Annotated in this window: 20 protein-coding genes; 8 read left to right on the plus strand and 12 right to left on the minus strand. The window is 58.8% G+C overall.

What is annotated here, in order from left to right:
• Window positions 1-16: 16 nt before the first annotated feature.
• The 3 genes from yeiB to J2Y91_RS00275 form a co-directional block, all read right to left on the minus strand.
• Entirely contained in the window at window positions 17-1144 is a 1128-nt protein-coding gene (gene yeiB / locus J2Y91_RS00265) for a DUF418 domain-containing protein YeiB (RefSeq protein ID WP_187496808.1), read from the minus strand.
• 81 nt (window positions 1145-1225) lie between these two features.
• Window positions 1226-1891 carry a GTP cyclohydrolase I FolE gene (gene folE, locus J2Y91_RS00270; protein WP_048915529.1) on the minus strand — a complete coding sequence of 222 codons (666 nt, stop codon included), beginning with the start codon at window positions 1889-1891 and terminating at the stop codon, window positions 1226-1228.
• 251 nt (window positions 1892-2142) lie between these two features.
• Window positions 2143-3276 (minus strand): YbfB/YjiJ family MFS transporter, encoded by a 1134-nt coding sequence (locus tag J2Y91_RS00275; protein WP_062818167.1) that lies wholly within the window; start codon window positions 3274-3276, stop codon window positions 2143-2145.
• Window positions 3277-3378: 102 nt separating this feature from the next.
• On the opposite strand from J2Y91_RS00275, the gene ptrR reads away from it, so the two are divergent.
• The 3 genes from ptrR to fghA all read left to right on the plus strand — a co-directional run bounded on the left by ptrR (window position 3379) and on the right by fghA (window position 6301).
• Window positions 3379-4257, plus strand: coding sequence for a putrescine utilization regulator PtrR (gene ptrR, locus J2Y91_RS00280; RefSeq protein WP_133623250.1), 879 nt, complete (start codon window positions 3379-3381; stop codon window positions 4255-4257).
• A gap of 62 nt (window positions 4258-4319) precedes the next feature.
• Window positions 4320-5447 carry an S-(hydroxymethyl)glutathione dehydrogenase/class III alcohol dehydrogenase gene (locus J2Y91_RS00285; RefSeq protein WP_253536773.1) on the plus strand — a complete coding sequence of 376 codons (1128 nt, stop codon included), beginning with the start codon at window positions 4320-4322 and terminating at the stop codon, window positions 5445-5447.
• 11 nt (window positions 5448-5458) lie between these two features.
• Window positions 5459-6301, plus strand: coding sequence for an S-formylglutathione hydrolase (gene fghA / locus J2Y91_RS00290; RefSeq protein WP_253536775.1), 843 nt, complete (start codon window positions 5459-5461; stop codon window positions 6299-6301).
• A gap of 81 nt (window positions 6302-6382) precedes the next feature.
• Here the strand turns inward: fghA and J2Y91_RS00295 are convergent, their stop codons facing one another.
• From J2Y91_RS00295 to yieE, 4 genes are all read right to left on the minus strand, one after another.
• Window positions 6383-7168, minus strand: a complete 786-nt coding sequence (locus J2Y91_RS00295; protein WP_253536777.1) for an ABC transporter ATP-binding protein — start codon at window positions 7166-7168, stop codon at window positions 6383-6385.
• Window positions 7168-8250, minus strand: coding sequence for a FecCD family ABC transporter permease (locus J2Y91_RS00300; RefSeq protein ID WP_253536779.1), 1083 nt, complete (start codon window positions 8248-8250; stop codon window positions 7168-7170). Before J2Y91_RS00300 ends, J2Y91_RS00295 begins: the two co-directional genes overlap by 1 nt.
• Window positions 8251-8385: 135 nt before the next feature.
• Window positions 8386-9852: an amino acid permease gene (locus J2Y91_RS00305; protein WP_133623248.1), complete on the minus strand. Its 1467-nt coding sequence runs from the start codon at window positions 9850-9852 to the stop codon at window positions 8386-8388.
• A gap of 193 nt (window positions 9853-10045) precedes the next feature.
• Window positions 10046-10912: a DNA-binding transcriptional regulator YeiE gene (gene yieE / locus J2Y91_RS00310; RefSeq protein WP_048915520.1), complete on the minus strand. Its 867-nt coding sequence runs from the start codon at window positions 10910-10912 to the stop codon at window positions 10046-10048.
• A 149-nt stretch (window positions 10913-11061) separates the two neighbouring features.
• Between yieE and J2Y91_RS00315 the strand changes: the two genes are divergently transcribed.
• Both J2Y91_RS00315 and nfo read left to right on the plus strand, forming a co-directional pair.
• Window positions 11062-12114, plus strand: a complete 1053-nt coding sequence (locus J2Y91_RS00315; protein ID WP_253536781.1) for a YeiH family putative sulfate export transporter — start codon at window positions 11062-11064, stop codon at window positions 12112-12114.
• Window positions 12115-12179: 65 nt separating this feature from the next.
• Window positions 12180-13022, plus strand: a complete 843-nt coding sequence (nfo, locus tag J2Y91_RS00320; protein ID WP_048915518.1) for a deoxyribonuclease IV — start codon at window positions 12180-12182, stop codon at window positions 13020-13022.
• Between the two features lie 82 nt (window positions 13023-13104).
• On the opposite strand, the gene fruA is transcribed toward nfo, so the two are convergent.
• From fruA to fruB, 3 genes are read right to left on the minus strand one after another with little or no spacing between them, the layout of a single operon-like run.
• Window positions 13105-14799 (minus strand): PTS fructose transporter subunit IIBC, encoded by a 1695-nt coding sequence (gene fruA, locus J2Y91_RS00325; protein WP_048915517.1) that lies wholly within the window; start codon window positions 14797-14799, stop codon window positions 13105-13107.
• Window positions 14800-14815: 16 nt separating this feature from the next.
• Entirely contained in the window at window positions 14816-15754 is a 939-nt protein-coding gene (fruK, locus tag J2Y91_RS00330) for a 1-phosphofructokinase (protein WP_048915516.1), read from the minus strand.
• Window positions 15751-16884, minus strand: a complete 1134-nt coding sequence (gene fruB / locus J2Y91_RS00335) for a fused PTS fructose transporter subunit IIA/HPr protein (RefSeq protein WP_048915515.1) — start codon at window positions 16882-16884, stop codon at window positions 15751-15753. Before fruB ends, fruK begins: the two co-directional genes overlap by 4 nt.
• 373 nt (window positions 16885-17257) lie before the next feature.
• Between fruB and J2Y91_RS00340 the strand changes: the two genes are divergently transcribed.
• Complete coding sequence (locus tag J2Y91_RS00340) at window positions 17258-18466, plus strand: sugar efflux transporter (protein ID WP_253536783.1); 1209 nt, start codon at window positions 17258-17260, stop codon at window positions 18464-18466.
• Between the two features lies 1 nt (window position 18467).
• Here the strand turns inward: J2Y91_RS00340 and J2Y91_RS00345 are convergent, their stop codons facing one another.
• Window positions 18468-18722 carry a YkgJ family cysteine cluster protein gene (locus J2Y91_RS00345; protein WP_048915513.1) on the minus strand — a complete coding sequence of 85 codons (255 nt, stop codon included), beginning with the start codon at window positions 18720-18722 and terminating at the stop codon, window positions 18468-18470.
• A 613-nt stretch (window positions 18723-19335) separates the two neighbouring features.
• Between J2Y91_RS00345 and yeiP the strand changes: the two genes are divergently transcribed.
• Window positions 19336-19908, plus strand: coding sequence for an elongation factor P-like protein YeiP (gene yeiP, locus J2Y91_RS00350; protein WP_048915512.1), 573 nt, complete (start codon window positions 19336-19338; stop codon window positions 19906-19908).
• Window positions 19909-19986: 78 nt separating this feature from the next.
• On the opposite strand, the gene J2Y91_RS00355 is transcribed toward yeiP, so the two are convergent.
• Entirely contained in the window at window positions 19987-20304 is a 318-nt protein-coding gene (locus J2Y91_RS00355; RefSeq protein ID WP_253536785.1) for a YmdA family protein, read from the minus strand.
• Between the two features lie 119 nt (window positions 20305-20423).
• Between J2Y91_RS00355 and J2Y91_RS00360 the strand changes: the two genes are divergently transcribed.
• Window positions 20424-21392 carry a CobW family GTP-binding protein gene (locus J2Y91_RS00360; protein ID WP_253536787.1) on the plus strand — a complete coding sequence of 323 codons (969 nt, stop codon included), beginning with the start codon at window positions 20424-20426 and terminating at the stop codon, window positions 21390-21392.
• Window positions 21393-21415: the final 23 nt, after the last annotated feature.

Below are 21415 nucleotides of genomic sequence, written 5' to 3' on the forward strand. Positions count from 1 at the left end.
ATCCAATGATGTGTCTCTAACATTGGCGGGTTAAACGCCGCCATAACCACTCCATCGGTCCCTGGCGGAAAACGCGCAGCCACAGGGTGGAAAACAACAGGTTAATCAGCCAGATCGCCGGCACCAGCATCAACAACTGCAGGCGGTCCAGCTGATTAAACAGCGCAAAGTGGTTAAATAGCGTGGTGCAGATCAGCGTCTGTAACAGGTAGTTACTCAGCGCCATCCGTCCTACGGCGGTAATGCCGTGCGTGATGCGAAAACGCTGTAACTGCGGCCAGAAACCGAAGCATAACGCGGCATAGCCCAGCGCCTGCAGCGGCGCACTGATTTCACGCGGCACCTGCAGGAAGAAGCCGGACCAGCGGAAATCCCACTGCGTTACCCACTGCATGACGATCGACGGCAGCTCAATCGCCAGGCCTGCGGTAATGAGGATCAGTCCGCTGCGACGATAGTGCTGCAGGCTGTAGGTGCCCTGCAGCCAGCCGCTGCGCATCAGCGCGGCGCCCAGCATCATCAGCCCCGCCAGCTGCCAGCCATACTGCGCCGCCAGCGCCATCAGCGCCGAACCCAGCATATCAAGACGATTAAACGCCGCTTCCCAACCGCCCTGAGTCCGCCAGAAGGTTTCATACTGCACCTCGGCCGCACCCGGCAGCCAGGAGCTGTTAGGCGTGGGTCCGGACGCCAACCCGAGCACCACCAGCACCGCGCTACCGATCAGGTAAAGCATCACGCCGGTGTTAAACAGCTGCCGCGTACCCGGCACGTCGCGGATCATGCGCCACGCAATTAACCCCACCAGCCCATAGGCCAGCAGGATATCGCCCTCCCACAGCAGCAGCGCATGCAGTAAACCGAAGATCACCAGCCACGACAGGCGCGACTGGATCCAGCGCTTGCCGCGTGGCAGCAGCAGTTGCAGCCCGGCACCGAACAGAATGGCAAACAGCGTAAGAAATTTCGCCTGCGCCAGCAGATCCATGCTCGCCCATACCCAGAAATCGCTGGCGGACGGTAGCCCCTGCCAGGCAGGATTAAGATAGGCGGCCTTCGGCAGGCCAAAGGCGGTGATATTCAGCAGCAGGATGCCGAGGATCGCCATCCCACGCACAAAATCCAGCGGAACAATACGCGGCATAAAAGGTTCCACATCAGGGATGCTGAGGCCATTACGGGCGGACCGATAAACAGGGGGTCCGCCCCTGAGAGGGATAATCAGTTAACGGTGGCGTACGGAGCGCAGAAACTCCTGCCGAGTGTTCTGGCTCGACTTGAACAGCCCACCCAGTGAAGTGGTGGTGGTGGCGCTGGTAGCATCACGAATGCCGCGTGCTTTCACGCAATAGTGAACGGCATCGATCGATACGGCCACATTATTGGTGCCGAGCAGCGTTTGCAGCGCCAGCAGGATCTGCTGCGTCAATCGTTCCTGCACCTGCGGGCGCGAGGAGAAGAACTGCACGATGCGGTTGATTTTCGACAGGCCAATCACCTTATCTTTCGGAATATACGCCACGGTCGCCTGGCCATCGATAATCACAAAATGGTGTTCGCAGGTGCTGGTCAGCGTGATATCACGTACCGTTACCATCTCGTCCACTTTCATTTTGTTTTCAATCAGGGTGATTTTCGGGAAGTTGGCGTAATCCAGGCCGGAAAACACTTCATTAACGTACATTTTGGCGATGCGCTGCGGGGTTTCCGCCAGGCTGTCATCTTCGAGATCGAGATTGAGCAGCTGCATAATCTCGGTCATATGACCGGCGATCAGCGCTTTACGCGTGTCATCATCCATGTCGCGCACGGGTGAACGCAGCGGGGTTTCCAGACCACGGGCAAGCAGTGCTTCGTGAACGAGTGTGGCTTCCTGACTCAACGTCGCCATGATTTTCTTTCTCCGGCAGGTGTGACTTGCCAGGATTAAATCCCCCAATAGATTTCATGTTGCAGGAAGGCGGCAACCGAACAAGTCCCCGGGAGCTTACATCGGTAAGTGACCGGGGCGCGTAAGGGCAGCCAACGCACCTGCAGCGTGAAAGATGAAGGGGACAGTCCTGGCGAAAATTCTGAGGCCCTATTTTGGTACACATTGCCGGTGTAATCCAGTGAATCAGAGCAATTGACGATGAAACTGCTTCATTCAGCCATCGCGTCACGCTGCCACACCAGCAGGCCGGCGATCAGCAGCGCCACGCCTGCCACATACAGCGCCGGTTCCAGCCGGTGCGTTAACGCGGTGGAGGCAGCCGACAGCAGCGGCCCGACCAACTGCCCTACCGCATAGCCGGTGGTCAGCAGCCCGGCGAGATAGCGCGTGTGCTGCGGCGCCAGTTCACGCGCGTACTGCAGCGACAGCTGCACCACGCAGAGGAAGCCGCCGCCGACCAGTGCGGCCCCCAGCGCCAGCCCGCCCAGTCCGGGCAGCAGATCGGAGGCAAATACGCCTAACGCCTGCACCCACAGCACCAGCGCCAGGCGGCGGTTACTGCTGCCCAGATGACGCGTGAGGATGCCAATCACAATGCCGATCACCGCTGCCCCACCAAATACCGGCCAGACAAACTGGCTGATCAGGCCGGGGAAGCGGGTGGTCGCCATCTGGGCCAGAAAGGTGGCGGGCAGAATGTAACCAAACCCGGCCAGGCTGTAGCTCCACACCAGCCGCTTCAGGCCCGTCGTCAGGCGCAGCGGCTCCGGCGCAATATCCGGGCGATGAAGCTGACCGGTGCGTGGCAGCGTGCGGGCGATCAGCGCCACCAGAATCAGCGCCAGCACGCCGTAAGCGGCCCACGCCCAGGCCGCGGAAACCTGCAGGCTATGCAGCCCGACGGCCAGCATGCCGCTAATAAAAATCCCGGTGCCGGGGCCAGCAAAAACGGCGGCGCTGAGGCCCGGACGCTGGTAGCGGTGCAGCTGCTCGTTGCTCCAGGCGGCGATCAGCACCATCCCCCAGCCGCTGGCCCAGCCGATCAGGAAGCGCACCACGCCGTGCAGCCACGGCCCGGAGACGCAGGCCGACAGCAGCGTCAGCAGCACGGCGCCCCAGATGCCGGCCTGTAAGCGCCACTCTACCCGGCGCGTAGCGCGCATGGCGTCAAACGAGCCGCACAAATATCCCAGATAGTTTAAGGCCGCCACCACCGCCGCGCTGGTCAGCGACAGCTGATGTTCGGCTATCATTAATGGCACCTGCGGCGTAAAGGCAAAACGCCCAATCCCCATTGCTACTACCAACGCCAGAAAGGCGCTAAACGCGACGCGCACAGCCATTTTTACCTCAGATTCTGTTTTTCAGTTGCCACCAGCATGGGGGATGAGTAAACTCACGAAAAGTGAATAATAGTAATCAAGTTACTTACAATAAGAGAATACATGGATCTGACCCAGCTAAAAATGTTCTGTGCCGTGGCCGAAAGCGGATCGGTGGTGCGCGCGGCGGAGCAGCTTCATCGCGTCCCGTCCAACCTCACCACTCGCCTGCGCCAGCTGGAAGAAGAGCTGGGCACCGATCTGTTTATCCGCGAAAAACAGCGCCTGCGCCTGTCGCCGATGGGGCATAATTTTCTCTGCTATGCCCAGCGCATTCTGGCGCTGAGCGAGGAAGCGCTCAATATGGCGAAAGGCGGCGAACCCGCGGGTAATTTCGCGCTCGGTTCGATGGAAAGCACCGCCGCCACTCGCCTGCCCACCCTGTTGGCCGAGTTTCATCAGCGCTATCCGGCCGTATCGCTGGCGCTGAGTACCGGCACTTCCGGCGATATTATTGAGCGCGTGCGCGCCGGTACGCTGGCCGCCGCGCTCGTCGACGGTCCAATCAACGTTGATGAGCTGAACAGCTGTAAAGCGTTTCCTGAGCAGATGGTGTTGATCTCAAGCACCGAGCATGCCCTGATAACCCAGCCGGCTGACGCCGCAGGCTGTACATTGTTTGGCTTTCGTCCCAGCTGCTCCTATCGCGTGCGCTTTGAGAACTGGTTCCGCGCCGCCGGGGTACAGCCCGGCAACGTGATGGAGATCCAGTCCTATCACGCCATGCTGGCCTGCGTGGCCAGCGGTGGCGGCCTGGCACTGTTACCCGCCGCCGTGCTGGAGCAGATGCCCGGTCGCGAGCGCGTGCGCCAGCACCCCATCCCCGCTGAATTACGTGATACCGACACCTGGCTGGTGTGGCGTCGCGATGCTTTCACTCCCAACGTGGAAGCGCTGAAGTACCTGATTATTGAACAATTTGACGAGAAGTCCAGCGATTAGCAGCGCTTTTCCTCAACCCTGGTTACGCTTAACTCTCTCCACGACTGACAGGAAAAAAATATATGCAGATGATTAAAACACGCGCCGCCGTAGCATGGGCCGCCGGTGAGCCGCTGAAGATTGAAGAAGTGGATCTGATGCCGCCGCAAAAAGGCGAAGTGCTGGTGCGCATCGTCGCCACCGGCGTATGCCACACCGATGCCTACACCCTTTCCGGCAAAGATCCGGAAGGCGTGTTCCCGGCTATCCTCGGCCATGAAGGCGGCGGCGTGGTGGAAGCCATCGGTGAAGGCGTGACCAGCGTCGCGATTGGCGACCACGTTATCCCGCTTTACACTCCCGAATGCGGCAAGTGTAAATTCTGCCTGTCCGGTAAAACTAACCTGTGCCAGGCCATCCGCACCACCCAGGGCAAGGGCCTGATGCCGGACGGCACCACCCGCTTCTTTAAAGACGGCCAGCCGATCTTCCACTATATGGGTACCTCTACCTTCTCTGAGTACACCGTGGTGCCAGAAATCTCGCTGGCGGTGGTCAGTAAAGAAGCGCCGCTGGAAGAAGTCTGCCTGCTGGGCTGTGGCGTGACCACCGGCATGGGCGCGGTGATGAACACCGCGAAAGTGAAGGAAGGCGATACCGTGGCGATCTTCGGCCTTGGCGGCATCGGTCTGTCGGCGATTATCGGCGCTAAAATGGCCAAGGCTGGGCGCATTATTGGCATCGATATCAACACCAGCAAATACGACCTGGCGCGCAAGCTCGGTGCCACTGACCTGATCAACCCGAAAGATTTCGATAAGCCGATTCAGGACGTGATTGTCGAAATGACCGACGGCGGCGTCGACTTCTCCTTTGAATGTATCGGCAACGTCAACGTGATGCGTTCCGCACTGGAGTGCTGCCACAAGGGCTGGGGCGAGTCAGTGATTATCGGCGTGGCCGGTGCAGGCGAAGAGATCGCTACCCGTCCATTCCAGCTGGTGACCGGACGCGTATGGCGCGGTTCCGCCTTTGGTGGCGTGAAGGGCCGTTCGCAGCTGCCGGGCATTGTTGAGCGTTACATGAACGGTGAGTTCCAGCTTAACGACTTTATTACCCACACCATGCCGCTGGAAGAGATTAACGAAGCGTTTGACCTGATGCACGAAGGCAAATCCATTCGCTCTGTGATTCATTTCAACAAAAAATAAGCGAGGAAAGGATGCCATCCACACTGGAGCTTTTAGAAGAACATCGCCTGTTTGGCGGCTGGCAGCAGCGCTATCGCCACCCGTCAACCAGCCTCAACTGCGCGATGACCTTTAGCGTATTCCTGCCTGGCCCAAAAGGCAGTACCCCGCCGCCGGTGGTGTACTTCCTCGCGGGGCTGACCTGCAGCGATGAGAACTTCAGCGTTAAGTCCGGCGCGCAGCGCGTAGCCGCCGAACTGGGGCTGGTGCTGGTGATGCCGGATACCAGCCCGCGCGGCGAAAGCGTTGCCAATGACGAGGGCTATGACCTCGGCCAGGGCGCCGGGTTCTACCTCAATGCCACCGAGGCACCGTGGGCCAGTCATTTTCGCATGTATGACTACATCAACGATGAGCTACCGGCGCTGATTTCCGGTAATTTCAACGTCAGCGATCGTCAGGCGATAATGGGGCACTCGATGGGCGGCCACGGCGCGCTGATGATTGCGCTGCGTAATCCGGGGAAATTCAGTTCGGTGTCGGCATTTGCCCCTATCGTCAATCCGCTGGAAGTGCCGTGGGGGCAAAAAGCCTTCCGCGCTTATCTGGGTGATGATGAGACGACGTGGCGTCAATACGACAGCTGCTGGCTGATGCGTAACGGCGGTGCGGTGCTGCCGATGCTGATCGACCAGGGGGACAGCGATCAGTTCCTCGCCGATCAGCTGCGGCCGCAGCGGCTGGAAGAGATTGCGCTGGAGGTGAAGTATCCGTTAACGGTGCGTGAGCAGCCGGGATACGACCACAGCTACTTCTTTATCGCCAGTTTTGTTGAGGATCACCTGCGCTTCCATGCGCAGCATCTGCTGGCATAAAAATCGGGCCGACCGAAACAGAGGGTCGGCCCCTACATGATTGCGCCCAGAGGCCGACCTTTTTTTCCGGTCGGCCCATAATCAAAACGCCGGTGATTCAACTAATCCATCAATTAATACCTGCGGGGTGCCCTGCGAACAGCGCTCAATGCGCCCTTTCACGCCGTACACCCGTGCCAGGCTCTGCGGCGTGATCACCTCTTCTGGCAATCCATCCGCTATCAGCTCGCCGTTCTGCAACATCAGCACATGCTCACCGTGGCGCAGCGCGATATTGATATCGTGTACCACTACCACCGTGACGATATTGCGCAGCCGCGTTTCGCGCCGCACCAGATCCATCACGTGGAACTGGTAGTTCAGATCCAGCGCGCTAAGCGGTTCATCCAGCAGCAGCAGCTCCGGGCGGCGGATCAATGACTGCGCCAGGCCCACCAGCTGCTTCTGCCCGCCGGAAAGCTGGTCGAGATAGCTCAGCGCCAGATGAGCGATCCCCAACTGCTCCAGCAGCGCCATCACTTCCGCTTCGCTGGCAGCACTGCTCCGCCCGCCGCTGGCGCGCTGCGCCACGATAATCGACTCCAGCACGTGCAGATGCACCCCGGCGGGCAGCGACTGCGGCAGATAGACCACGCGGCTGGCGCGGCGGGCAAACGGCAGCGCCATCAGCTCTTCACCATTTAGCCACAGCTCACCGGAGGCGCGGTTAAGCCCCGCCAGCGAGCGCAGCAGCGTCGATTTACCGCAGCCATTCGGCCCCAGCAGTACGGTGATTTTGCCGCGTGGCAGCAGGGGCACATTGAGGTCGCTGATAATCTGGCGCTTCGGATAACCGGCGTTAAAGCCGCTGATTTTTAACCCCTGCATCAGACACTCCCTCGGTGGCGCAGAATAATACTCAGGAAGAACGGCACACCCACCAGCGAGGTCACAATGCCCACTGGAATGATCACACCGGGGATCAAATTCTTCGACACCACCGAGGCCATCGACAGCACCAGCGCCCCGGTCAGCGCACTGGCAGGCAGATATAAGCGGTGATCTTCGCCAAACAGCATTCGAGCGATATGCGGTGCCACCAGGCCGATAAAGCCAATGGGCCCGACGAACGCCACCGCCAGCGCGGAGATAATGCTGATGCGCAGCAGCGTCGCGAGGCGCAGGCGGCGCACGTCGATGCCAAAACTGACGGCGCGATCTTCGCCAAGGCGCAGCGCGGTGAGTTTCCAGCTGCTCAGCAGCGAAAACGGCACCAGCACCAGCAGCGCGATGCACAGCACGCCCAGTTTATCCCACGACGCGCGCGCCAGGCTGCCCATGGTCCAGAATACCAGCCCCTGCAGGGTGTCTTCGCTGGCGATAAACTGCATCATCGACACCAGCGCGTTGAAGGTGAACACCAGCGCAATGCCAAACAGCACCACGCCGGAGGTTGCCACCTGCGTCCAGCGCGTTACCGCATCCAGCATCAGCGCGGCAAACAGCGCAAAGACAAACGCATTGGCGGAGATAAACCACTGATCGGGAATGCCCGGAATACCGATGCCCAGCACAATCGCCAGCGCGGCGCCAAACGCGGCGGCGGAGGAGACGCCAAGGGTAAACGGACTGGCCAGCGGGTTATTCAGGATGGTTTGCATCTCAGCCCCGGCGAGGCCCAGCCCCAGCCCAACCACCACCGCCATCAGCGCATAGGGCAGGCGAATATCCCAAACGATCACCCGGGTGCCGGCATCAACCGTTTCCGGCGACAGCAGCGTTTGCCACAGCGTGGAGAGCGACAGGCCCGAAGGGCCAAGGGTAAAGTCCAGCACCAGCGAGGCGACAATCGCCAGCAGCAGAATCGCCATCATCAGCAGGCGGTGGCGCAGCAGCTGATGGTAGCGCCCCATCACGCCTTCAGGAGGCTGCGCGGCAGAGGTTGCCAGCGGTTCGTGGGTTACACTCATTTGAATCCCTGTTTTTGTGTTCAGGTGCGATAAAATAGAGCAAATGATAATACGTATCAGTAATATTTGTAATCCCAGATTTCAGAATAAAAAAAGGCGCGGAGAGCCCGCGCCTGAGTTAACTTTCCGCCCGATTTATTTCTCGAATTTCGGGAATTCCATCTCGCTGTACTTCACGAAACGCGTTTTGCGCGTCAGCTTGAATCCGAACCAGATAATCAGGAACAGCGGGATACCGATGTAGGTTGCCGCCACGCCGCCCCAGTCGATGGTGTCGGACAGGAATGCCTGGTAGTTCTGGCCGAGGGTAATAATCAGGCACAGCACGAAGGCGAAGATCGGCCCCAGCGGGAAGAAGCCGGAGCGGTAAGGCAGATCGGCCAGATCGTGCCCCTGCGCCACATAACCGCGGCGGAAGCGGTAGTGGCTGATAGCAATCCCGAGCCAAGCGATAAAGCCGGTCATGCCCGAGGTATTCAGCAGCCACAGGTAGACGGTCTGATTACCAAACATGGAGGTCAGGAAGCACAGGCCCGCGACCACGGTGGTGGCATACAGCGCATTACGCGGCACGCCGCCTTTCGACAGCCTGGCGAAAATGCGCGGCGCTTTGCCTTCAGACGCCAGGGTGTAGAGCATACGCGTGGAGGCGTACATGCCGGAGTTACCCGCCGACAGTACCGCCGTCAGGATCACCGCATTCATCACCGCCGCAGCCGACAGCAGGCCAGCGTGCTGGAACACCAGGGTGAACGGGCTGACGCTGATGTCTTTCACATCGTTGCGCAGCAGGCTCGGGTCGGTGTACGGGATGATCAGGCTGATCACCAGAATGGCCAACACGTAGAATAGCAGGATACGCCAGAACACCTGGCGCACCGCGCGCGGAATGTTCTTCGCCGGATCTTCCGATTCCCCGGCGGCGATGCCGATAAGCTCGGTGCCCTGGAAGGAGAAGCCGACAATCATCGCCACGCCGATCATGGCGGCAAACCCACCGGAGAATGGCGCATCGCCAATCTGCCAGTTGTGCCAGCCCGCGCTCTCACCGCCGCGCAGAATGCCGACGATCATCGCCACACCGACAATAATAAAGATGATCACGGTGGCGACCTTGATCAGCGAGAACCAGTATTCCGCTTCGCCGAAGCCTTTCACCGAGATGTAGTTAAGCAGGAAGATCAGGCAGAGGAACAGCGCGCTCCAGATCCAGCCTGGGGTATCCGGGAACCACCAGGTCATCACCAGCTGTGAGGCGACGAGGTCAACGGCGATGGTCACCGCCCAGTTGTACCAGTAGTTCCAGCCCAGCGCGAAGCCGAAGCCCTCTTCGACGTATTTTGCGCCGTAGGTAGAAAATGAGCCTGAGACCGGCATAAACGCCGCCAGCTCACCGAGGCTGGTCATCAGGAAGTAAACCATCAGGCCGATCAGCGCGTATGAGAGTAGCGCCCCGCCCGGGCCAGCCTGCGAAATGGTCGCGCCAGAGGCGACAAACAGACCGGTACCAATTGAACCGCCAATGGCGATCATCGTTAAATGACGAGCTTTAAGCTCACGCCTTAACCCAGGCGGTTGTGTTGTTTTTGTGTCATGATCCATGTTTTAACGCTGCGCCTTGCAAAAAATGAGGCGCGATTATAGCAACATGGGCATCCCGGTATAGCGATAACGCCACGTTATAAGTTAGCTTCATGATCGGCGGCGGATTATTAGCGCGGGTACGTCAGGTGTAAACCCTCAGCACGGGGCGAGCGGAAAAATGGTCGCCCCCTGCGGGGGATCGTCGGCCCGGTTACTCGGTGCAGTAACTCAGGAAACGGCTCAGCGCTTTCGAAATATGCTTCTGGCGGTGGTGAATGCGGTACAGCGTGCGCTTGAGCGCGGGCAGCGGTATCGACACTTCCACCAGCGTTCCCATCTCCAGCTGCTCGGCAATCACCCGCCGCGACAGGCAGCTGATCCCCATGCCGTGGCGCACCGCATTTTTAATCGCCTCCGAATTGCCCAGCTCCAGCGCCAGCTCAAACTGCGGCAGGTGCGACAGCAGCAGATAATCGACAATCTCACGCGTGCCGGAACCGTGCTCACGCAGGATCCATGGCGCAGCCGCCAGGCTTTTCAGTGAGACCGGCTGGCTGAGGATCGCGGCACCCGGTGCGGCAAACACCACCAGCTCATCCTCCAGCCACGGCTCGGTGATGAGCTCGGCCATATGACACGGCCCCTCAATTAAGCCGATATCGACGCGAAAATCCGCCACGGCGGTGATCACATCCTGACTGTTGCCGACGCTCATCTCCAGCGGCAGCGCCGGGAAATCGCGGCGGTAGTTAGCGATCATCCCCGGCAGTAGATAGTTGCCAATGGTGCTACTGGCCGACACGCGCAGCGCGCCGTTATCTTCGCGGAACAGCTGCTCGATCTCCAGCGCCTGCTCCAGCAATCCGACCGCGCGCGGATACAGCAGGCGGCCATGCTCGTTAATGACCAGCCGTTTACCGACGCGGTCAAACAGCTGCACGCTGAGCTGCCCCTCCAGATCGGCGAGGGCGGCGCTGACGGCCGACTGCGATAGCGCCAGCACCTGAGATGCCTGGGTGGTCGATCCGCTTTTCAGCACCTCGGTAAAAACTTCCAGCTGGCGCAGCGTGATATGCATAGTCGTTCCTTACGGTTATTGCGGCGCATCGGGCCTCGATCAGACGATAACGCGTTAACACTTATAGTGGTTAATTATAAATATATAATCAATTTCTCTTTTATACCAGCCCCCCTCATTATGTGGATATTGCATAAGGAGAAGAGATCATGGCTGAACTGAATATTACTCATCATCATCCGCGTCCAACGCGTTTTGCTCCCGGCGTATTGCTGGCGCTGGTTATTGCCGCTGCGGCGATCTGGCTGGGCAACCAACCGCATATCGCCGCGCTGGGCCTGGGATCGTTAACGCTGGCGATTATCGGCGGGATCGTGGTCGGTAATAGCGTCTATCCGCGCATTGCCGTGCGCTGTGACAGCGGCGTCGTGCTGGCCAAACAGCGCCTGCTGCGCGCCGGTATCGTGCTGTATGGTTTTCGCTTAACTCTGCAACAGCTTACCGATGTCGGCATTAGCGGTGTGATTATCGATGCGCTGACGCTCAGCTCCACCTTCGTGCTTGCCTGCTGGCTGGGGCAGCGCGTGCTGGGGATGGACCGTGATACCAGCTGGCTGATCGGCGCGGGTAGCAGCATCTGCGGCGCCGCGGCGGTACTGGCGACCGAACCGGTGGTGAAAGCGGACCCGGCCAAAGTCGCGGTCGCCATTGCGACGGTAGTGATTTTCGGCACGCTGGCAATCTTTATCTATCCGCTGATGTGGCCGCTGGTGAGCCACTGGCTGCCGCAGATCAGCGCCAGTGAATTCGGCGTCTATACCGGTTCCACCATGCATGAAGTGGCGCAGGTAGTGGCCGCCGGTCACGCGATTGGCCCAGATGCAGAGAACTCAGCGGTCATCGCCAAACTGCTACGCGTGATGATGCTTGCGCCGTTCCTGGTGCTGCTGGCAGCGCGGGTGCGCCGCAGTGACAGCAGCAAAAGCAGCGGGCCGATTACCTTCCCGTGGTTCGCGCTGATGTTCATTGTGGTCACGCTGTTTAACTCGCTGCATCTGCTGCCGCCGGTGGTAATTAGTTATATCAATCAGCTGGATAACATCTTACTGGCAACGGCGATGGCGGCGCTTGGCCTGACCACCCATGCTGGCTCACTGAAAAAGGCGGGCCTGAAACCGCTGCTGCTCGGACTGATGCTGTTTGTCTGGCTGATTGTCGGTGGCGGTGCGATCAATCTGGCGGTCGCGCATTTGATGGCATAATTCCTGCCGTTTTCCGGTTATGATGATGCGCCTGCATTGCGCAGAATCATTAACAGGAGAACGGCATGAAATATATCGGTGCCCACGTCAGCGCGGCTGGCGGTGTGGATCAGGCGGTACAACGCGCATATGAACTGGAAGCGACTGCTTTCGCGCTCTTTACCAAAAACCAGCGCCAGTGGCGCGCGTCTCCGCTGACTGATGAAGTGATTTCCGCCTTTCGCCTCGCCTGTGAAAAGTATCACTACACGCCCGGGCAGATCCTGCCGCACGACAGCTACCTGATTAACCTCGGCCACCCGGTGAGTGAAGCGCTGGAGAAGTCGCGCGAAGCTTTCCATGATGAAGTAACGCGCTGCATGCAGCTCGGCCTGACGCTGCTGAACTTCCATCCCGGCAGCCATCTGCATCAGATTAGCGAAGAGGATTGCCTGAAGCGTATCGCCGAGTCGATCAATATCGTGCTGGATAAAACCGAAGGGGTGACGGCGGTGATCGAAAACACCGCCGGTCAGGGCAGCAATCTTGGCTTCCGCTTTGAACATCTGGCCGCGATTATCGACGGCGTTGAGGATAAATCCCGCGTCGGCGTCTGCATTGATACCTGCCATGCATTTGCCGGGGGCTACGATCTGCGCACGGAAGATGAGTGCGTGAAAACCTTTGCCGAGTTTGAGCGTATCGTTGGCTTCCAGTATCTGCGCGGGATGCACCTCAATGATGCCAAGAGCGAGTTTAACAGCCGCGTCGACCGTCACCACAGTCTTGGCGAAGGCAACATTGGTAAAACGGTGTTTAGCTGGCTAATGAAGGATGCGCGTTTTGACGGGATCCCGATGATTCTGGAAACCGTTAACCCGGATATCTGGAAAGATGAGATTGCGTGGCTGAAGTCGGAACAGCGTTAAAAAAGTAGGGGTCAGGCATGCCTGACCCCTTTTGATAACCTGTTACCAGGGCGAGGCATGCCCCGCCCCTACGGTGATAAGATTACACTTTCAGTGCTTCTGCTTCCGGGCGCTTCAGCACCGCGTAAGCCAGGCCAGCAATGAGCGTACCGACGATAATCGCCCCCAGGTAGCCCAGCACCGGGGTGATAGCGCCAGGGATCAGCAGTACAAACAGACCGCCGTGTGGCGCCATCAGTTTGGCACCAATCGCCATCGACATCGCACCCGTTACCGCACCACCGATGATGCAGCAAGGCAGGACGCGCATCGGGTCACGCGCCGCAAACGGAATCGCACCTTCAGAAATAAAGCACAGTCCCAGTACCAGCGCCGCTTTGCCGCCTTCCTGCTGACCCTTGTTGAACTTCTTACGCGCAACCAGCGTCGCCAGGCCCATCGCCAGCGGTGGCACCATACCGGCGGCCATAATCGCTGCCATAGGAGCGTAGGTTTGTGAGCTTAACAGCCCAACGCCGAACGCGTAGGCCACTTTGTTCACCGGGCCGCCCATATCAGTACACATCATGCCGCCGAGAATCGCCCCCAGTACGACCGCGTTGGCGGTACCCAGGTTCGCCAGCCACGCGGTCAGACCGGACATAATGCCGGCAACCGGCGTGCCCACGACGTAGATCATCAGCAGACCGGTGATCAGGCTGGCAACCAGCGGAATGATCAGGATCGGCTTCAGCGCTTCCATACTGGTCGGCAGTTTCACCTTCGAGCTGAGGAACTTCGCGGCATAGCCGGCAATGAAACCGGCGATAATCCCGCCAAGGAAGCCGGCGTTAATGCTGGTGGCGATCATCCCGCCAATCAGCCCCGGGGTCAGACCCGGACGGTCGGCAATCGAGAAGGCAATAAAACCTGCCAGCACCGGCACCATCAGGGCGAAGGCACTGCCACCCCCAATCTGCATCAGCGCCGCAGCCAGCGTACCCTGCTCTTTAAACGCGGTGATACCAAAGGCAAACGACAGCGCGATGCTCAGACCCCCTGCGACCACCATCGGCAGCATGTAAGAGACGCCGGTCAGCAGATGACGATAAGCCCCCGCTTTCTCTTTCTTATCTTCGGTAGCGGAAGAGTGGCCGCCCTGCGGCTGATATGGCTTGGCTTCCGCCACGGCCTTATCCAGTTCCTGCGCGGTTTTCTTCAGCGCAAGTCCGGTAGAGGTGCGGTACATCGGCTTGCCGGCAAACTTCGCCAGATCCACTTCAATATCCGCCGCGACGATCACCAGGTCGGCCTCTGCCACTTCTTCCGCAGTGATTGCGTTACCCGCGCCCACTGAACCACGGGTTTCCACCTTCACCCACCAGCCGCGCTTTTTCGCTTCGGTGTCGATGGCTTCCGCCGCCATAAAGGTGTGCGCCACGCCGGTCGGGCAAGCAGTGACGGCCACGATACGTTTTGGCCCTTTGCTGGCGGCCGCAGCCGGTGCCGGTGCCGCGCTCACCGCTGGCGCAGTGTACGGCTGGGCGTCAGTCTGCGCTTTCGCCAGCACTTGTGCAGGTTCGCGCATCAGCTGCTCGATATCCGCCAGATAGATGGCTTTACCGTTCAGCGTGCTGTCCGCTGGAATATTTTTACCTGCAACAATGACCTGGTCCGCCTCTGCCGGATTATCCGTCAGCGTCAGACCGGCTTTTGCAGCAGCCGCAGTAGTGATATTTTTTGCCAGATAGCCCGTTGCCAGTCCCAGCGAAGAATCGATTATCAGCAGCGTTTTCATTTAGCTTCTCCTGCTGTTAGTTATAGGGTTGTAGGTCGACACGCGCCATCATCGCGGCCAACTGGGTACGATCGGTAACGCCCACGTTGCTCTGGCTGACGGCCATCGCCGCCACTGCCGTTGCAAGACGCAGTGTGTGCTCGCTGGATTCGCGCATCAGCAGGCCGTAGATCAGCCCGCCAACCATCGAATCACCGGCACCCACGGTGCTTACAACTTCACAGGCAGGTGGTTTTGCAATCCATTCGCCTGAAGCATTCACCCACAGCGCCCCTTCGGCACCGAGAGAGATCACCACGTGTGCGATACCCTGCTCACGCAGCGCATGTGCTGCTTCAATCACATCTTGTAATGTCGGGAGTTTACGCCCCGCCCAGATTTCCAGCTCGCGGCGGTTAGGCTTGACCAGCCACGGCGCGGCTTTCAGGCCAGCGACCAGCGCCTCACGGCTGCTGTCAAAAATAATGCACGGGCAGTGGGTACGCAACTGCGTCATCCATTCGGTGAACGCATCCGGATCGACGCCTGCTGGCAGACTGCCGCTGACGCAGACCATGTCGAACTGACCCAGCCAGGTCAGCGAGTCGGCGGTGAAGCGCTCCCAGTCCTGAGCGGTGACTTCAAAACCTGAGAAGTTCAGGTCGGTCACGTCGCCGTCTTTTTCAGTCAGCTTCACGTTGATACGCGTGCGCCCTTCCACCACCTGGAAGCGGTTGGCGATGCCAAGGTCGCTAAACAGGTGCTGGAAGCCGTCCTGATTCTCTTTGCCGAGGAAGCCGCCAACGGTGACGTCGATGCCGAGATCCTTCAGCACTTTGGCCACGTTGATGCCCTTGCCCGCCGCGTGCAGCCCGGTGGTTTTTACCAGGTTGACTTCTCCGCGTTCAACTTCCGGCACGTACCCGACCAGGTCATAGGCCGGGTTGAGGGTAATGGTGGCTACGCGTCTGCTCATGCTGCCCCCTCACCCAGGCCGGAAGCGATGGCGGCGCCGATGGCATCCAGCGCGGCGCGGGCATCTTCACCGCTGGCGGTGAAGCGCAGACGGTGGCCTTTTTTCACGCCCAGCGCGACCACTTTCATCAGGCTGCGGCCGTTAGCGGGCTTGCCGCTGCCGTCGAGGTTAGTCACGGTGACATCACAGTTGAACTGCTTGATCACACTGACCAGGGCGGTGCCCGGACGGGCATGCAGGCCATGTTCATTACGAATGCTGAACTCTTCGGTCAGCACGTCTGCCTGTTCGGACACTTCGCTGGTTAACAGCGCGAGGATCCCGGCGGCATCGGCGCTCAGCAGGCGATCGGCTTTCTGCTGGATCAGCAGATCGCTTAAATAGTTGAGCACGGTTAACGGCTGGTCATCGGCGACGGATACGGTAATCAGCAGCTGTGCAGTTTCACCATTAACATCAAACGGTGCGGCAGCGCGGCTGATTGCCACGGCGCTGGCGAGGTTACCGCTGGTGCTGTCGCTCAGCCAGATGCCCTGCCCGAGGTTCAGCGGCTTACCGGCAATCACGCAGGTCAGGAATGAGGCATCTACCGCGCCCGCCTGCTGTAAACGCCCGGCGTTCAGCGCCTGCAGGGTCATCAGATCGCTGGCTGCAACGTCGGTGGCAATCAGCGAGGTATCAAATTTGAATTCGGCGGCCAGCTTCTCACCCATCAGGATGCTGCGCAGAGTCTCGGCAGAGTCGGCCGTTTTCAGCTGTTCCGTTACGCTGTCATCGCTCAGTACGTGCGTCAGCTGGCGCAGCAGTGCCAGATGCTCGTCAGACTTCGCCGCAATGCCGATCACCACATAGGCGGTCTGATCGTCACCCCAGGCGATGCCCTGCGGGAACTGGAATACCTGCACGCCGGTTTTCAGCACCAGGTCGCGGGTATCGGTGGTACCGTGCGGAATAGCGATGCCGTTACCCAGATAGGTAGAGGTCTGCTGTTCACGCGCCAGCATGCCGTTTACGTAGCCTTCGCCCACGTTACCTGCTGCGGTCAGCGCGGCAGCAACCTGACGAATGGCATCCTGTTTGTCGCCGGCCTGGGCACCAGGCTTAATGGCGTTGAGTTCTAACTGGAACATGGTTCTCCTCGCTGCTGAATTTGAATCGTTTCAGCTAATTTGAGAAAAAAAGCGCTATCACCTTGATAACAACCTGAAGCGACAACGCTGAAACGTTTCAATGAGTTTGGTCCCGTTAGCGGATCCGTTGCAAGTTTTACTGTGAACGGCGTAGCAGATTTTTGATGTCCCGCACATTTCATCAAGGTTTTTCGGAAAAAGAGCCCCTTAACTCAAATAGCTGAAGGCCTGCTGAAGCCAGACGGCACAGGGCTTTATTGTGCAAAAAGTGCGTTAATTCCACACACTTGCGCGAAGAATGGCAAAAGCATTCCCGCCCGCTGGATAACGGCGTAAAATCTCGCCGTTTTTCCTTACCAGGCCCGATTACCCCATGCAAATACCCGCTGCCCCCTCCAGAACCTTGCCCGGCAACCGCTCGCTGGCCTTCCTCGTGGTGGCTTTTATCTCTGGCCTCGCCGGGGCGCTACAGACCCCGACTCTCAGCCTGTTTCTCACCAGCGAAGTGCAGGTGCGGCCTTTTATGGTCGGGCTGTTTTTCACCTTTAATGCGGTCATTGGCATTCTGGTCAGCCAGCTGCTGGCGCGCTACTCGGACCGCAAAGGCGACCGTAAAACGCTGATCCTTTACTGCTGCCTGCTCGGTGCGCTGGCTTCTCTGCTGTTCGCCTGGAACCGCAGCTACTTCGTGCTGCTGCTGGTTGGCGTGCTGCTTTCCAGCTTTGGCAGCAGCGCAACGTCGCAAATGTTTGCGCTGGCGCGTGAGCACGCCGATAAAACCGGGCGCGAGAGCGTGATGTTCAGCTCGGTGATGCGCGCACAGATTTCTCTGGCGTGGATGATTGGCCCGCCCTTAGCCTTTGCGCTGGCGCTCGGCTACGGTTTCCGCACCATGTATCTCACCGCCGCCATTGCCTTTGTGCTGTGCGCGGTGATTGTGCGCTACCTGCTGCCGTCAATGCGCAAAAAGACGTTGGTCACCGCTATGCCTGTTCAGGCGCCGCGCCAGCACCGCCGCGCTACGCTGACGCTGTTTATCGCCTGCACGCTGATGTGGTCCTGCAACGGGCTGTATCTGATTACCATGCCGCTATACGTAGTCAATGAACTGCATCTGCCGGAGAAGCTGGCGGGGATCATGATGGGGCTGGCGGCCGGGCTGGAGATCCCGATCATGCTGCTGGCGGGCTATTACGCCAGGCGCTTTGGCAAACGCCTGTTAATGCGCATCGCCGCCGTTGCCGGCCTGCTGTTTTACGCCGGCACGCTGCTGTTTGATGGTGAGATGCAGATGCTGGTATTGCAGGGGCTGAACGCGGTGTTTATCGGTATCCTCGCGGGTATTGGCATGATCTACTTCCAGGATATGATGCCCGGCCAGGCCGGAGCGGCAACTACGCTGTTCACCAACTCAACGCGGATGGGCTGGATTGTTGGCGGCGCGCTGGCGGGTGCCGTGGCGCAGTTCTGGAGCTATCATGGCGTATTGTGGTTTGCGGTGGTGATGATGGCGGCAGCAATCGCCTGCCTGTTACGCGTGCCGGAACCAAAAGTGCAGAGTTGTGAAGTGGCACAAGGGTAATTCAGGGCGCGGTTTGCGCCTCCAGATCCAGCAGAAACACCATCGCCTGCTGGCGGCTACTGCCGCACATCGTCAATTCCGGCTGCAGCCCGGCACAGACTTTCGGCCGCAGCGGGGAGCCGAATATTTTGCAGCGCGACTGGCTGTCGAGCTGTACGCAGGGCGTGTTCGCCGGTTTGCCGTTGGGCATGCCGGGAATAGGCGATGAAATTGACGGTGCTGTACAGCAGGCACCACATCCGGCACGACATTCCATCACTGACCCCCTGTAATAAGATCGCGACAATAGCAGCTCGCCCCGCTGAATACTATTCTTTAACGACGGCCCCAAGGGTCGACCGAAAAAGAAGGTCGACCTTTGGGGTATGCCCGAAAATGACGTCCATCGCTAAACGTCCTTTAACCGGTCTGAGCTTAGCCTGAGCACGCCGGAACGGCAAAAGACGCTCCCTGCGGGCCTCGGCACGCGGCATCCCTGCCGCGTGACGTCCGGCTTACCTCAGGCCGAGCTCATCCCCCACTATCATCGTGCTCGCTGTGGGTTTTAAACCGCGACGCTGAAGCTTTGGGTGCAAGGAGTGAGGGCTGATTGCAGCAGGCCCACGGCCAGGGATGGCCGTGAGCCAGGCTACAGGGATGTATTCATGCCGGTGCGGAAAGCAGCCCTCCCTCCTGAAACCGGGCATCTGTCATCCCGCGATAATATTCAGATCAGTTTTTGTGGGAACACCTCACAGGTTGCCCCCTACGATTCCCTGAGATTTTGATGATCTTCCGGACAGATATTTTCACTGCGCCATCTTGCCTGGCGGCAGCGGCGCGAGTAACGTGTCGCGATAATTTATCCTCTTCACGACGAGACCTGTTTTATGCCAAGAGCGAACGAAGTTAAAAAGGGCATGGCGATCAATTACAACGGCAAGCTGCTGTTAGTCAAAGATATTGATGTACAAAGTCCCAGCGCCCGTGGCGCGTCTACCCTGTATAAGATGCGCTTTACCGATGTGCGTACCGGCCTGAAAGTCGAGGAGCGCTTCAAAGGCGATGACCTTCTCGACACCATCCAGCTAAGCCGCCGTCAGGTCACCTTCTCCTATATTGACGGTGACGAGTACGTGTTTATGGATGACGAAGACTACACCCCTTACAACTTTAAGCAGGAGCAGATTGAAGATGAGCTGCTGTTCCTGCCGGAAGGCGGCATTCCGGGTATTCAGGTGCTGACCATGGACGGCCAGATTCTGGCGCTGGAGCTGCCGCAAACGGTGGACATGGAAATCGTTGAAACCACGCCTGGCATTAAAGGCGCTTCCGCCAGCGCCCGCACCAAACCGGCCAAAATGAGTACCGGCCTGGTGGTGCAGGTGCCGGAATACCTGAGCAACGGCGACAAAATCCGCATTCACATCCCGGAACGCCGTTACATGAGCCGCGCTGACTAGCCTTCGCCTGCGACCATAAAAAAAGGCGCGGTCTGATGACGGCGCCGTTGATGTTATGTTATAACAACTTGATTATGATTACTGATACTCTACCGTGACAATCCCCACTCTTCGCTGCGCATCAATCCAGTGGATTTTGCTGCTGCCGATATTGTAGGGCAACTGCTGTGCGGTCGTGCTGTTCAGTGCCAGCGTGCTGACTTTTGTCTTGCCGTTGCGCTGACAGGAGACATTAACCTGGGTTTTATTCACATCGGAATCGCAGAGAGACTCAACGATACTGCCTTGAAAATTAATAACACCCGAACCGCTCGTTGATTGACTATTCCCTGCCATAACACTGCTCGTCCATGAGGCGAATAGCACCACGGCCGCAGCCGAAAAAATGCTTTTCATGCTCACCTCATCGTTTATTGTGTTCCTTATTAGGATAGCCAATTACAATTAGTTACATGATGAAAACAAATCACGGTAAAGAACGATAAATATCATTAAAGTTTCTTCAAGGAGTGCCGATGACCCGCGTAAATCTGATTACTGGCTTTCTCGGAAGCGGAAAAACCACCACCCTGCGCCATCTGCTGGCCAGCAAACCTGCTGGTGAAAACTGGGCGGTGCTGGTAAATGAGTTCGGCGAAATCGGTATCGATGGTGCCCTGCTGGCGGAGAGCGGCGCGGTTCTGAAGGAAATACCCGGCGGATGCATGTGCTGCGTCAACGGCCTGCCAATGCAGGTCGGGCTAAATATGCTGCTCAAGCAGACCCGGCCCGACCGCCTGCTGATTGAACCCACCGGCCTTGGCCACCCTAAACAGATCCTGGATATGTTATCGGCGGCGGTATATCAGCCGTGGATCGATCTGCGCGCCACGCTTTGCCTGCTTGATCCGCGCCAGCTGGCGGATAATCGCGTAGTAGAAAATGAAAACTTCCGCGATCAGCTGGCCGCCGCCGATATCATTATTGCCAATAAGCAGGATCGCTGGGACGAGGTCACGCAAACGGCGCTCAGCCAGTGGCAGCAGGATTTCGGCCATGCGCGGCCGCTGGTGCGCACCTCTCAAGGCACCATCGACGCCGCCCTGCTCGATCGGCCGCGCAGCAATCAGCAGGCCTTGCCCTCCCCTTTGCACCATTCTCACGGCGCCCCCTCACCGCTGGCCTCGCTGCGGCTGAATGAAAATTCCCGCTGGCGCCGCGCGCTGAATCAGGGCCAGGGCTATTATGCGGCGGGCTGGATTTTCGACAGTGACACCGTATTCGACACCATCGGCCTGCTTGAATGGGCGCGGCTGGCCCCCGTTTCGCGCGTAAAGGGCGTGCTGCGGATCGCCGAGGGCCAGGTGAGCATTAACCGCCAGGGCGCCGACTTCCATATCGAAACCCGCCAGTTGCCGCCGCCGGACAGCCGGATTGAGCTTATTCACCAGGAACAGTCCGACTGGAATATTTTACAAAGTGCTTTGTTGAGCCTTCGTTTATAATGTCAGGCATACTCTACGCCGCG

Source organism: Erwinia aphidicola, from assembly GCF_024169515.1.
Classification (GTDB): domain Bacteria; phylum Pseudomonadota; class Gammaproteobacteria; order Enterobacterales; family Enterobacteriaceae; genus Erwinia; species Erwinia aphidicola.